Origin of the sequence: Vibrio toranzoniae, assembly GCF_024347655.1 — a bacterium.
Classification (GTDB): Bacteria; Pseudomonadota; Gammaproteobacteria; order Enterobacterales; family Vibrionaceae; genus Vibrio; species Vibrio toranzoniae.
On the sequence record NZ_AP025514.1, the window covers coordinates 2455509 to 2469187 of the forward strand.

At 40.1% G+C, this 13679-nt stretch carries 14 protein-coding genes and 1 other RNA gene; 9 read left to right on the forward strand and 6 right to left on the reverse strand.

Translation table 11 applies throughout. The features are described from left to right. Positions 1 to 152: 152 nt before the first annotated feature. Both OCU50_RS11015 and grpE read right to left on the reverse strand, forming a co-directional pair. Positions 153 to 1427: a dicarboxylate/amino acid:cation symporter gene (locus tag OCU50_RS11015; RefSeq protein ID WP_060468482.1), complete on the reverse strand. Its 1275-nt coding sequence runs from the start codon at positions 1425 to 1427 to the stop codon at positions 153 to 155. A gap of 388 nt (positions 1428 to 1815) precedes the next feature. Continuing rightward, a complete protein-coding gene (grpE, locus tag OCU50_RS11020) occupies positions 1816 to 2397 on the reverse strand; it encodes a nucleotide exchange factor GrpE (protein WP_017056731.1) in 582 nt (193 codons plus the stop codon). A gap of 143 nt (positions 2398 to 2540) precedes the next feature. Here grpE and nadK point away from each other — a divergent pair, with 143 nt between their 5' ends. From nadK to bamE, 3 genes are all read left to right on the forward strand, one after another. Next, complete coding sequence (gene nadK / locus OCU50_RS11025; RefSeq protein WP_017056730.1) at positions 2541 to 3425, forward strand: NAD(+) kinase; 885 nt, start codon at positions 2541 to 2543, stop codon at positions 3423 to 3425. Between the two features lie 293 nt (positions 3426 to 3718). Next, entirely contained in the window at positions 3719 to 5383 is a 1665-nt protein-coding gene (recN, locus tag OCU50_RS11030; protein WP_060468483.1) for a DNA repair protein RecN, read from the forward strand. 167 nt (positions 5384 to 5550) lie between these two features. Then, on the forward strand, positions 5551 to 5910 hold the full coding sequence (bamE, locus tag OCU50_RS11035; RefSeq protein ID WP_010438918.1) for an outer membrane protein assembly factor BamE: 360 nt from the start codon (positions 5551 to 5553) through the stop codon (positions 5908 to 5910). Positions 5911 to 6078: 168 nt separating this feature from the next. Here bamE and OCU50_RS11040 read toward each other — a convergent pair whose 3' ends face one another. Next, a complete protein-coding gene (locus OCU50_RS11040; RefSeq protein WP_060468484.1) occupies positions 6079 to 6387 on the reverse strand; it encodes an RnfH family protein in 309 nt (102 codons plus the stop codon). A 3-nt stretch (positions 6388 to 6390) separates the two neighbouring features. Then, a complete protein-coding gene (locus OCU50_RS11045; RefSeq protein WP_060468485.1) occupies positions 6391 to 6819 on the reverse strand; it encodes an SRPBCC family protein in 429 nt (142 codons plus the stop codon). A 119-nt stretch (positions 6820 to 6938) separates the two neighbouring features. On the opposite strand from OCU50_RS11045, the gene smpB reads away from it, so the two are divergent. The 5 genes from smpB (at position 6939) to OCU50_RS11070 (ending at position 11218) form a co-directional block, all read left to right on the forward strand. Then, a complete protein-coding gene (gene smpB, locus OCU50_RS11050; RefSeq protein ID WP_004735156.1) occupies positions 6939 to 7424 on the forward strand; it encodes an SsrA-binding protein SmpB in 486 nt (161 codons plus the stop codon). A gap of 66 nt (positions 7425 to 7490) precedes the next feature. Next, positions 7491 to 7857, forward strand: a transfer-messenger RNA (tmRNA) gene (gene ssrA, locus OCU50_RS11055). A 186-nt stretch (positions 7858 to 8043) separates the two neighbouring features. Next, positions 8044 to 9258: an integrase domain-containing protein gene (locus tag OCU50_RS11060; RefSeq protein WP_060468486.1), complete on the forward strand. Its 1215-nt coding sequence runs from the start codon at positions 8044 to 8046 to the stop codon at positions 9256 to 9258. Positions 9259 to 9639: 381 nt separating this feature from the next. After that, the gene (locus OCU50_RS11065; RefSeq protein ID WP_235588154.1) at positions 9640 to 10488 is read left to right on the forward strand and encodes an EAL domain-containing protein; all 849 of its coding nucleotides are present in this window, start codon (positions 9640 to 9642) and stop codon (positions 10486 to 10488) included. After that, the gene (locus OCU50_RS11070; protein ID WP_060468487.1) at positions 10481 to 11218 is read left to right on the forward strand and encodes a helix-turn-helix transcriptional regulator; all 738 of its coding nucleotides are present in this window, start codon (positions 10481 to 10483) and stop codon (positions 11216 to 11218) included. Before OCU50_RS11065 ends, OCU50_RS11070 begins: the two co-directional genes overlap by 8 nt. Positions 11219 to 11355: 137 nt before the next feature. Here OCU50_RS11070 and OCU50_RS11075 read toward each other — a convergent pair whose 3' ends face one another. Both OCU50_RS11075 and OCU50_RS11080 read right to left on the reverse strand, forming a co-directional pair. Further along, positions 11356 to 12201: a hypothetical protein gene (locus OCU50_RS11075; protein ID WP_060468488.1), complete on the reverse strand. Its 846-nt coding sequence runs from the start codon at positions 12199 to 12201 to the stop codon at positions 11356 to 11358. Continuing rightward, positions 12198 to 12437, reverse strand: a complete 240-nt coding sequence (locus tag OCU50_RS11080; protein WP_060468489.1) for a helix-turn-helix transcriptional regulator — start codon at positions 12435 to 12437, stop codon at positions 12198 to 12200. Before OCU50_RS11080 ends, OCU50_RS11075 begins: the two co-directional genes overlap by 4 nt. A gap of 213 nt (positions 12438 to 12650) precedes the next feature. On the opposite strand from OCU50_RS11080, the gene OCU50_RS11085 reads away from it, so the two are divergent. Further along, positions 12651 to 13232: a hypothetical protein gene (locus OCU50_RS11085; protein WP_060468490.1), complete on the forward strand. Its 582-nt coding sequence runs from the start codon at positions 12651 to 12653 to the stop codon at positions 13230 to 13232. Positions 13233 to 13679 lie beyond the last annotated feature (447 nt).

The following is a 13679-nucleotide window of genomic DNA, read 5'->3' on the forward strand; positions in this document are numbered from 1 at the left end:
CTTTTCATCAACTCAACCTGCCCCAGTTTCTATTCAACCAAAGCGATATAATATGATTAACCTCTCACCCAATAAAAACGGAGCCATTTTGGCTCCGTTTATCTATTCAGGCTTTCTATTCAAGTTTCATCGATAGAACAAACAGCCTCTGATTATGCTTCTGCTTTCTTTAATTCGGCTTCTTCGTTAACTTCTGCGCCGATTTCACCTTCAGACTTAGCAACGATAGTGTTAACCGCAGTATCACCGACTACGTTAGAAGAAGTACAGAACATGTCATTAATACGGTCAACAGCAGCAATGATAGCAAGACCTTCTGGTGGTAAACCTAGTTGGTGCAATAGAACACCTACCATTACAACACCACCACCTGGAACACCACCAGCACCGATAGACAGTAGCAGGATAGTTAGACCAAGAGTAAAAATGTCAGCAGTGTTGATTGGTTGACCGAATGCGTTTGCGACGAACATTGTCGCTAGTGCGATGTAGATAGATACACCAGACATGTTCATTGTTGCGCCGAGTGGAACACCGAAACCAGCTACTGATTTAGATACACCAAGCTTTTCAGTTAGGGTGCGCATTGTTACAGGAATCGTCGCATTCGAACTTGCCGTCGATAGTGAGAACAGGATTTGCTCACGGATTGCACGTAGGAATTGCTTAGGTGTAATACCTGTCGCTAGTCCAACCATCATTGGGTAGAAGAAGAAAATCCAAAACACTAACATTGCAACTACTAGTGCAACATACCCGGCGACCGACATCAGGGTATTTGCATCAAGCGTTGCGCCCAGTTGAATCATCAGTGCAAATACACCAAATGGAGCCAGGCTCATGACGAGGCCGATAAGTTTCATCATGATTTCATTAGCCATCTTGAACGTTTTGATCGCTGGACCGCCACGTGAATCAAGAGCTTGAATAGCAAGACCTGTCAAAATTGCCATGAAAATGATTTGTAGCATGTCGCCACTTGCAAACGCTTCTACAGGGTTACTAGGAACGATATTCACAACGAGAGAGAAGATATCTGGCGTTTCAGTTGTTGTTAATTGAACTGTCTCAGAGATCGTTCCAGCTAGATCTGCGCCAGCACCCGGTTGGAAAATAAGACCAACGGTTAGGGCAGCAGAGATCGCGATGATGGTGTTGATAATGTAAAGAGCAAAAGTTTTACCACCTAGGCGACCGAAAGAACGAATATCTTTCAATTCAACAATGCCACACACGATAGAAACATATACCAGTGGAACAACCAATAGTTTGATCAAAGAGACAAACATACCACCAGCACCTTCTGCTAAACCAAGCAGATAAGTATCAAATATCGTAATACCGCTAAATAAGTACTGAATAGCAGTACCAATAAGTAGTCCTGCAAACAAGCCTACAAAAATCTTACTTGAGAGCGATTTATCCATCGTTCTTCTCCAGTCTGTTGTGTTTAAAATTTGTACTTTTATAGTTATATATGCGACCCAAATCGCTATATTGCAGTGGATTTTACATACAAAGATAACAATTAAAAGCACTTATTCACAAAAAATTTACAAGTGTGACATCAAAACATTCCATCAATAACAATCAGTTTCATAACATAAAACTCTAAATTACTGATCTGGATAAAATAAAGAGAACGACGTTATCAATACGTTTTTGATTACTATTTACGAGGACTCCAAGTTACAAGCATAAAAAAAGAGAGGCATATGCCTCTCTTTTCATTTCACATTAACCAGTGAATTATTTTGCAGTCGCTATTTACTCAGTAAGAGTGCCAGTCAATCACTTGACTACGTACTACTTTAATTATTTAGCAACCATAACCATCGCTGGGCGAACTACTCGGCCGTTCAGCTCGTAGCCTTTTTGCATCACGAGCATAACTGTGTTTGATTCGTGATCTGGGCTATCTTGAATAGACATCGCTTGATGGAACTCAGGGTTGAACACTTCACCTTCAGGGTTAATCTCTCTGAGACCAAACTTAGCAACAGTATCAACAAATGTTTTGTGCGTAAGCTCAACACCTTCAAGGATTGGCTTAACCGCTTCATTCTCTGTATCGCCAGCTTGAATTGCGCGCTCTAGGTTATCGATAACAGGAAGTAGACCTTCAGCAAACTTGTTCAAAGCAAATTTACGTGCTTTATCAATTTCTTGCTCACTGCGGCGACGCATGTTTTCAACTTCAGCTTTTGCGCGAAGAACAGAATCTTGCTGTTCTTTCACTTTAGATTCGCTAGATAGCAACGCTGCTTCTAGTTGAGCAATTTTTGCTTCCTGCTCGTCAACTGCACCTTCATTAAGCTCAGCTTCTTCAACTTTCTCTGCTTCAGCAATGATCTGATCTAGCTCTTCTTCGGTTACTTTGTTTTCTTCGTTGCTCATGATATCTCCAGAATTCGTTTTCAATGCAAGTGACAGGCATGTTTGCGCCTCAAATTGATATAAAACACTCGCATAGACGTTCAACTTGCCTTTATTATGGGGATGAAGAATTTTGATTCAAGCCTAATTCGTTTGGAAACCGTATGAAAAAGCCATTTGAAGTCATCGCCATTATAGGTAAACCTCGAGATCAACAAGCAATTCAGACCCATAAAGAACTCTACCAATGGTTGAGTTCCGAGGGTTATCAAGTGTTTGTCGATGACAGACTCGCCAGTATTTTAGATGATATCCCAAAAAAACATTTTTCTAGCCTAATTGAATTAGGAAAGCGTGCCGATCTAGCGATTGTCGTCGGTGGTGATGGAAACATGCTCGGAGCAGCCAGGATCTTGTCACGTTTTGACATTTCGGTGATTGGTGTTAACCGAGGTAACCTTGGATTTCTAACCGATCTCAATCCTGAAAACTTCCAGAGTGCACTTACCGACGTACTCAAAGGAGAGTTCATGGAAGAAGAGCGCTTCTTACTTGAAACTGAAATTCACCGTCACGGCCAAATAAAAAGTCACAACGCCGCACTTAACGAAGCGGTACTTCACCCCGGTCAAGTTGCACATATGATCGAGTTTGAAGTGTATATCGACGACAGCTTTGCCTTCTCACAGCGTTCTGATGGTTTGATCGTATCAACGCCGACAGGTTCTACCGCTTATTCACTTTCTGGCGGCGGTCCTATTTTGTCATCAAGCTTAAATGCCATTTCGTTGGTCCCAATGTTTCCACATACGCTTTCAAGCCGGCCACTCGTCGTCGATGGAAAACGTCGTATTAAGCTTATCGTATCGCCTGACAACCGCGGCACTCAAGAAGTGAGCTGCGATGGTCAAATCTCACTACCTGTGTCTCCGGGCGACGAGATCCACATTTACCAAAGCCCAAATGTGCTCAAGCTAATCCACCCGAAAGACTACAACTACTATCATGTCCTACGTAATAAACTAGGCTGGTCGAGTAAGTTGTTTTAACTAAACGACTCTAGCAATAACCGAAAATTTTAAAGGCTGACGACATCCGTCAGCCTTTTTTATTCCTCACAAAAAGCCCGCCAGCTCTAGCTTCTCGTCAATTTTCTTATACCGTCATTCCCCAAGAGGGAGGAACGACTGAGTTGGGAATCTATAGCGGTTTCAGTGATCTACAGACAAGTTCAATTCTGAGAGCTATCGCAAAAAATTTTCACCAGTCGACTTTACTGTATAAAGAAACAGTATATACTGACCTTATATACAGTATTGTTCAGTTATACAGGTAAATAAAAATGCTGGCTCATTTAAGTGTTAATAATTTCGCTATTGTTAAGTCTTTACAGCTAGAACTCTCTAAAGGCATGACAACAATCACCGGAGAAACTGGTGCGGGTAAATCTATCGCTATCGATGCTTTAGGCTTATGTCTTGGGGGAAGATCTGATGCAGGAATGGTAAGACAAGGAGAAGATAAAACCGAAGTCAGTGCTGCTTTTTTACTTGAGAACAACCTGCACGCTACCCGCTGGTTAGAAGACAATGAACTGCTTGATGGCGGTGAATGTATCCTACGCAGAACCATCTCCAAAGAAGGTCGCTCCCGTGCATTTATCAACGGTAGCCCGGTCCCTCTTTCGCAATTGAAATCGCTCGGGCAGCTGTTGATCAACATTCATGGTCAACACGCTCATCACCAGTTAATGAAAAGTGACTACCAAATGGCCATGCTTGATCAATACGCAGGCCACTTAAACCTATTGAAATCGACACGTAATGCTTACCAAGCATGGCGACAAGCCGACAACCACTTAAAAGAGTTACGTGAAAATAGCCAGCAAAACCAAGCTCAAAAACAGCTCCTTGAATACCAAATCAAAGAGTTAAATGAGCTGTCTATTGGGGAGGAAGAATATGAAGACCTCGAACAAGAGCATAAGCGCCTCTCCAATAGCGGAGAATTGGCCTCAACCTGCCAGCAGGCTATCGAGCTTATTTACGAAGGTGAAGAAGTTAATGCGCTTAGTATTCTGCAATCGGCCAATCACTCCCTAATCCAATTAGCTGAGCTTGATGAAAGGTTAGTTGATCTGCCCAACCTACTCTCTGAAGCCATCATTCAGATTGAAGAGACCAACAATGAACTAAGAACCTACCTAGACAGCATTGATGTCGATCCAGGTCGTATGGTTTACGTTGAAGAACGCTTCTCTAAAGTGATGTCGATGTCGCGTAAGCACCATGTGTTGCCAGAAGAACTTTATAAACACCACCAAGACTTGCTACAACAAGTCGAAGCGCTGGATTGCTCCGATGAAAAGCTGGATGAGTTAGCATGCGAAGTCGAAAACCAATACCAATCGTTCGTTGCTAAATCAGAGAAGCTTCATAAATCTCGAACTCGTTACGCAAAAGAGCTAAACAAGCTGATCAAGCAAAGCATGCACGAACTGAGCATGGAAAAAGCGCAGTTTTCTATTGAAGTGAACAACACCAATACACACCCATCGCCACTGGGTATGGATAACGTGACCTTCATTGTGTCGACGAACCCAGGTCAACCGATGCAGCCCATTGCTAAAGTAGCGTCTGGTGGTGAACTATCACGAATCTCACTCGCGATTCAGGTAATCACGGCACAGAAAGTCGACACACCAAGTCTGATTTTCGATGAAGTCGATGTGGGTATCAGTGGACCAACCGCTGCGGTTGTCGGAAAAATGTTGCGTACACTAGGTGAATCGACTCAAGTGATGTGTGTGACTCACTTACCTCAAGTAGCAGGTTGTGGTCACCAACAATTGTTCGTTGCGAAGAACACCAAATCGGGCAAAACAGAAACTCAAATGCACACATTGGATGAACAACAACGTATTTCAGAGCTTGCTCGTTTGCTCGGCGGCAGTCAGATCACCGAGTCGACATTAGCCAATGCAAAAGAATTATTAACCGCAGCCTAGGTTAACTATTCAGCAATTTTCTGATAATTTACCGAAAATCATTGGTAATTTTGCAACTAAATTCAAAATTGCTAGTCATAACAAGTTCAAAGCGCAAGGAGCTTTTTACTTCTTGCTGGAGCTTGTTTATTATCAGGCAGTATTTTAGCGAAGAAAGATCTCAAACTATGCGAATTAAAAAGTGGTTAGTTGCAGTTCCACTTGCACTAACAATGTTGACCGGTTGCTCTCTACTAGAGAAGTTGGTTTATCGAATTGACATCAATCAGGGTAACTATGTTGAACAGGAAGCTGTCGACCAGCTGAAGTTTGGCATGACAAAAACACAAGTTCGTTACGTTATGGGCTCACCAATGCTTATCGAAAACGGCTACCCAGATACGTGGTACTACATTTACCATCACACAAAAGGCCATGAAGACTCGATTCAGAAAAACCTCGTTGTTAACTTTGATGCGACTGGCACCTTAGTAACGATAAATGGTGATTTTGAAGCCAGTGATGAGTTCTTCGAAAGCCTTCGCTAGCTTTCAATCAACAAAGCTCTCAGTCGACAAAGCAAGAATCGCAAAAGCCTGCTCACATGAGCAGGTTTTTTAATATCCACTAACAAGTCAACCTTAAGCACCTAACCAGCAGATACAACAAAGCTCGCCGATGCGAGCTCTCTTCTCATTCAGATTCGTTGAGCATTTTTATTTTTTTGCAGCTGCTTTTGCTTGTTCAGCACGCTTACGGCGAATCTCTTTCGGATCTGCCAATAATGCTCGATAAATTTCAATACGATCCTTATCACGAACCGTTGCATCTAACTTAACGTTACGGCTGAATACACCAACCTTGTTTTTCGCCAAATCGATCTCTGGATACAACTCCAAAACACCGGACTGTGCGATAATGTCTTCAACGGTTGCGTTTTTATTCACAACTAAAGTAAATACACGTTGCTCATGCGGAAGTGCAAACACAACTTCTACGTGGATCATATCAGATTCAATAGTCATGGTTTAATACACCTGTTTCGCTCGTTGAGTAAAAGCGCTGACCATATTGCTCGTCAGTTCATTAAACACTTTACCGAATGCCATTTCAATCATTCGACTAGAAAACTCAAACTCTAGCTTAAGCTCAACTTTACAAGCTTGGTCGTCTAGAGGAGTGAAATACCAGCCACCTTCCAACTTCTTAAACGGGCCGTCCACCAGTTCCATTAAGATCTCGGCGCCATTCGCCATTCGGTTTGACGTTGTAAATGTTTTGCTGATACCGGCTTTAGATACATCAACCGAAGCCACCATCACTGAATCTGAAGATTCGATCACACGAGAGCCAGAACACCCTGGCAAAAACTCAGGATAACGAGCAACATCATTGACCAAGCTGAACATCTGGTCGGCACTAAAAGACACTAATGCTGAACGAGTAACCTTTGGCATATAGACTCCTGTTAAAGACAGCGTTACATTAACACAAACTGCAATTTTAATTGTATTGGGCCAGAGCGCAAATAAAAAGGATTCCCCATCTAGGGCTCAATCCGTATAATGAGGCCATTATGGCAAAGAATAAATCAAAATCAAAAGCTGGTAGCAATACCATTGCGCTTAACAAGAAAGCTCGCCACGAATATTTCATCGATGATGAGATAGAAGCGGGGCTTGAGCTACAAGGTTGGGAAGTAAAGTCCCTACGTGAAGGCAAAACCAATATCGCAGAAAGCTACGTTTACATCCGAGATGGCGAAGCATTCATCAGTGGTATGACGATCACTCCGCTTACTCAAGCGAGCACTCATATCGTGGCGAACCCAACACGTATCCGTAAACTCCTTATGTCGAGAAAAGAACTCGACAACCTTATCGGTCGTATTAACCGTGAAGGCATGACACTAGTCGCTACCGCGCTTTACTGGTCTCGCTCTTGGGCGAAGATTAAAGTTGGCGTAGCGAAAGGTAAGAAGCTGCATGATAAACGTACTGATATGAAAGAAAAAGATTGGGCGAGAGACAAAGCACGAATTATGAAGAGTAATTTGCGTTAATTTTAAGCACTTAAACGCACAGCGCTAGACAGGTTAAGCTTTTCTGGTACTATACAAATAACACTTGGGGCTGATTTAGGATTCGACAGGAATTTTGAAGTCTGAGGTGCATGCCGTGGGGCGGTTGGCCACGTTAAAAGCCGCAAAAAAATAGTCGCAAACGACGAAAACTACGCACTAGCAGCTTAATAACCTGCTCAGAGCTCTCTTACCCTAGCTTCCGCTCGTAAGACGGGGAATAATAAGAGATCAAACCCAAACTAGCTAGCGTGGCTTCTCCCACCTGAGAGGAAAAGCGCGAATTATAATTCAGGTTAGCCTTTAACTAGCGTGTCGGTTCGCAGGTTGCTGGTGAAATTAAAGATCGACTAAGCATGTAGTACCAATGATGAATGATTTTTGGACGCGGGTTCAACTCCCGCCAGCTCCACCAAACGTTTGGAAAAGGCCACCTTCGGGTGGCCTTTTTTGTACCTAAAACATAAAAAATTCAATCACTTAACTCACCTTTCTGTCTCATCGCGTCTCATCGCGTCTCATATCTGCTCACGTTTTTAGTACCCGTCCAGTTACCCTATACTCTCATCCAAGATATTTCGGGTACTAAATAGGTTTAAAAATGGCAAGACCAGCAGTTCAACTGACAGAAAAAAAAGTCAAAAGCACAAAACCAACTGGCAAAGAAAAATTGCTCAGTGATGGACGAGGCTTACAGCTTAGAATAATGCCAAATGGAACTAAATCTTGGCGTTTTGTATACAAGAGTCCAGCGACAGGGAAACGCAGCAATATAACCTTAGGCAAGTACCCAGATCTATCGATAGCTAATGCACGGAAAATAACAGAAGGCCACCGTGAGCTAATAGCACTAGACATTGATCCAAAACACCACAAAAAAGAAGCAAAGGAAAAAGCCGACGCTATATATAAGCACACGCTATTCAATGTTTCACAGCAGTGGATGGAACAAAAGAAATCAACAGTTACCGAAGATTATGCGAAAGATATCTGGCGTTCACTTGAGCTACATGTTTTTCCTTCTTTGGGCCCACAACCTATCTCTATGGTTACAGCTCAGACTGTAATTCAAACTCTAAAGGTTGTCGAAGCCAAAGGCTCTTTAGAAACACTCAAACGATTATCTCAACGGCTAAATGAAGTCATGCTTTACGCTATGCACAGTGGCTTAATTAACGCCAATCCAATAAGCAATGTTTTTGCTACTTTTAAAAAGCCTCAACAAGAGCATTTGAAAGCACTAGAGCCACACGAATTACCCAAATTAATGGCAACTTTAACTGAAGCAAGTATCAAGCGTTCTACACGATGCCTGATCAAGTTTCAACTACATACAATGACCAGACCAAACGAAGCTGCTGGAGCCAAGTGGTCAGAATTCGATTTAGAAAATCGAGTTTGGACAATACCTGCAGAAAGGATGAAAAAACGCAAAGAACACCGAATACCTCTAACGGACGAAGTCATCGTTCTATTAAATGCGATGAGCTCGATGAGAGTAAATAGCGAATATGTTTTTCCGTCGGCAACAGATCCAAAAAAACCAATGCATAGTCAAACAGCTAATATGGCTCTAAAACGCATGGGGTTTGGAGGTCGGTTAGTTTCCCATGGTTTACGCTCTATAGCTAGCTCAACGCTGAATGAAGCTGGACACGACTACATTTTAATTGAATCAGCACTCGCTCACCTTATTGGTACCAAAACACATCGTGCATACAGCCGAACAGATTACCTAGAACGTAGAAGAGATCTTATGACTTGGTGGAGTAAGCATATTGTTGATGCTACTCGAACAGGTATTCCGCTGAGCTAGCGCAGTTTGAAATACAACAATCATCGTAACTTTAGTTACTTCTAAACAGCGAAGAGCCGCTAAGTCATCGAACTTACCAAGGAGTAAGAGAGCTGAGTTAGACTCCGTTAATTGATTAAACGATCACGAACAATAGCAATCAATCTTTCTTTGCTAACCAACCCAAGTAGAAACTGATACTCGCAAATTGGCTAAAAAACGTGACCCATATATCAGATTGGGATAATAACCAAGAAAAATTAAAATAATTAATACATTCTTTGAACCGAAATCACACTCAGTTCGTAACCATCTAGCTCCTAAAAAGACAGCGAATAAACAGCATACTGTTTTGGCATTTCAGTTATCCCTTGTACGTCAGGATTATGACGCTTGTTAATAATGAAAATATCAACTCAATCTTTTGTAAGATCAACACGCTTAGTAGACGGAAAAGTGATGCATATAGATGATACGAAAAACAACATCAGTTCATTGAAGAATAATATGTACGAATATAACTACACGGAAAGTGGAATCATCGTAAGAAGCGATGCATCATTTGTTAAGCTTGAGTTTTTGTTTCAACCAATAATCGATTTGAAGCAGAGACAAGTAAGGCATCTTGAAATCCTATCTAAAGTTTTGAGCGATTCCGGTGAAATTTTCTACAACGAAACGTTTTTCTCTGAAATTGATCAAGAGTTCATAAAAATGGTCGCACTAGCTCAAATTAAGTTCTGTAGTGATCTCAAAGTCCATATTCCTATAACTGTTAATATCACTTTGTCATGTTTAAAGGATAGTTTATTTTTGCAAAGTCTCTTAAATGAATGTGATGTTAACTTTGATCTTGAAATTACAGATATCGACTGTGATGTAAATTGCGGCCGCTTGCAAAGTAGTATCAGATTATTAAAACGCTCTGGTGTAGGATTGTTATTAGATGATTATTATCATAAAAACAATGCTGCAAACTCATCATTAGGATTTATTGATTGGGATTATATTAAAGTAGACAAGTCTTTCCTTCATCATAACTTTGATGATATTAATACAATAAACTATCTATTGAGGGTAATATCTCCTTACGCCAAGAACGGTATTATTTTAGAAGGTGTCGAAACCTCTTATCAGCACGATATCGTGAAGAACCTTGATGTTATGGTTCAAGGATATTTATATTCTCCGCCAGTAAGCTGGACACAGCTAAAAAGAGAAATGAACATAACGAATAAAGAACATGTTTAAGATAAGAAAGATAAAAATAAATTCAAAAATAAAAGATACAGGAAGCTTTGTATCTAAGTCAAAACACATAATTAAATTCACTGGTTTTTTCGGGGCTATCTCATACCCAGGATGCGTCATAGTGATAGAAGGGGAAGCTTTGATTCAGTTACCCTCAAATACATTAATAAATTTTTCGTTGAAAAAAGAGTTATCCGATGAGTTATATTTAGTGATGTGTGATATGGATTATGATAGCTATACGTTTAAAAAAATGAAACCTTATATCGATTCGTTAATTAATCTTCAAAATGGCATTTTCGAACATACTGATTTTTTACGCGAATTAATAAATAGAGATGCTTTTAGAACTCTAAAAAGATTTGATCTTAAAAAAAATGACTCTATATCTGAACGTGTTCATCGTCTAATATCCAAACAAATCCAACATCGTTGGACAGCAGAAGAAATATCCAAAAATCTTAATATGTCAAAAGCTACACTTATGAGGAGGATATCTCAAGAAAAAACCACGTTATCAGACTTGATACTTTCAGAAAGAATGAACAAAGCTGCTTATTTACTATTGAAGAAAAAACATCCTATAAAAAAGGTAGCTCACTTAACTGGTTTTTCTAGCGCATCTTACTTTTGCAAAAAATTTAAGGAAACATATGGGAACTCCCCCAAGCAATTTGTTAACTTAATGGACTATAAACAAAAAGAAACGCCGCGCGAACGCGCCTATTAAATGAATGAATTTAAAATTAACACCTTGTCACTAGAACATAATTAATAGGCGACTAGTGTTGTATCGGATGTTTCTTGAAAGTGCAAATATAAGCCATTGAGATAGATCATATTGGTGTAATCTACACAAATCGTAGATTACACTTTGGACTGCTTTAACCACGGTCTTGCATGCCATTGAAAAAATAGAGTCCTTCTATCTTGTTCATCTAACCAGCAAAGAGACTCACAGAACATCAACTTATTAAGTCGATATTTTTTAGTCAGATTCTTACCCCAAAACGATTGATAATCACGAACTTCAAAGCAAGCCAGCTTGTGTATGTAACTCAACTGCTTGAGAGGTTCTCTAAAGTCCTGCTTCATGAATGGTCTAGCTTGTCTGTTTTGCTTGATATGCTTAGGGTGTAGCTTCGTAAGCTTCTCTCTTAGCCGTTCAATCGCCTCTTCGTTACCCGATTTACGCATAAGAACATGATAATGAGGTAACCATTTTTGTGGTGAATCATGAAAATCTAGCTCGAAAGAACCCAATACCGGACCATCGATACCACATCTAGACAATAACTTTCTCAATCTGTCTTTATCTTTAGGGATATCATAGTCAACGAAGTCATACGCATCCACTCCGCGCGAGTATTGGATTATAGTGTAGACACCGTATTCAACATTCTCTGTTTGCTCTTGATCAAGCAAAATTGAAGCAATGATGTTATTAACACGTTCTATTTTAAACTGCCGATTACACTTCTTACACGCCACACTCTTACACTCGTATAGACCTTCATTGCAGTCTTTTAGCTTGTCTGCTAGCGCATGCAGTCGACCACAACTATATCTTCGACCAAGACTCCCATGGACATGATCAGCCATTTTTCTCAACAGCTCGATGCGATACTCATTCTCCAAATAAGTTTCATACTCGCTCATTAACCAATCGCACTCTTCTAATCTGATGCCAGATAAGAATATGTCTAGTTTCATCTTTTCCATACCTCTTCGAGTAGCTTTTGCCCTTTATCTAATTGTGGAAATAGAAAAATACTTTGACGCTCTTCAACCCAAGCATCCACTTCAGATTCTTTCCATGCGACTCGGTTTTTCGAAAGTCGATATGAACTTGGAAACTCTCCTGATTTCATCAGACGATAGATTTGCGCTCTACTGTAGGAGCTTCTTTCCAACACTTCTCCGATTTTTAAGTATCTATCACTAAGCATTTTTAATCCCAAAATTACAGGTCTAACCCAATACGTAGAACATATTCTAACATGCGTTTTTTTAGCTAAGTGAGGCTCACAAATTTTTGTGAGCCTCACTTAAAGTTTGTGTTATTAAGTAATTTCAAAACAATAGGTTAGCAACAACACTTTGTGAGACTCACAATAAATAGTGTATATTTATATATCATTTTTAAGTAGAGACTATGCTTTATGGTATGTAAATCTGATGCAGCCTCAAGACAAGAATACGTCACGATCCGACGCAAAGAATCAGGCTTGGTTACGAAGAAATTTCATCTTCATCAAGATTCCGTGGATAAACTGTATGAGTTAGGATTACTCATTGGATACAATGAGCTCGAATTAAAAAAAAATGAAAATCTCTCCGCTATTCTCGAAGTTTGTATAGATACCTTCACAGATCATTTTCCCAAAAATAGAAAGCCGAGTAGAAATTCTATTCGCCTTCAACAACTGCATAAAACCATCAAGTTTAAGGAAGATGAAGGATATACAGACGCATCGATAGCTGAATTCCTCAAATATTGGGACTATCAAACTCCAATACTGTTTAAAAACATGACTACCCAAGATGGTATGAAGATGAAAAAATTCAAACTCATCTCATGGTCAGATAAAGCGGTTGCTCGTATCAAAAGTCCTGAATACTTGAAAGAACAAACAGAGCACCTCAACAAACGGCCAAAGAGAACTCTAAGAAAACAAAGGACTGTAGAACCACAAAAAAGAAAGAAAAGAGATTTCGAAGATATGTTTCGTTATGAGATTTAAAGTTATTGCAAATAGTCAAACTAAGCTTATTGCACGAAAGACGAAAAACAGCAGAGTAAGCAGTAAGAGATTTCTCATTAGATAAGGTTAAGTGGCTTAGTTAGTAGCTGAAGTCGATCTAAATCACACTCTTATAATTTTCCCTTACTTTTCTTTTTAGTACCCAATGAGTTACCCAAAAAGAAAATGATTTGTAATTTTTTCTATAATAATCAGTCAGATAATCTTTATTTTCAGATGACGCCAGCTCCACCAAACGTTTGGAAAGGGCCAATTCGAAAGAGTTGGCCCTTTTTTTGGGCCTGAAGATGCAGAAGTTGATAGAGAGCAGTGACTTAGTTGCTAGTACATCAACATCAAAGACAAACACTCAACAAAAAACCACACATCCCAATACTAAAATGTGTGGCCGTATAGAACTGTTCTATTACGAATAGAAGCAGGTTT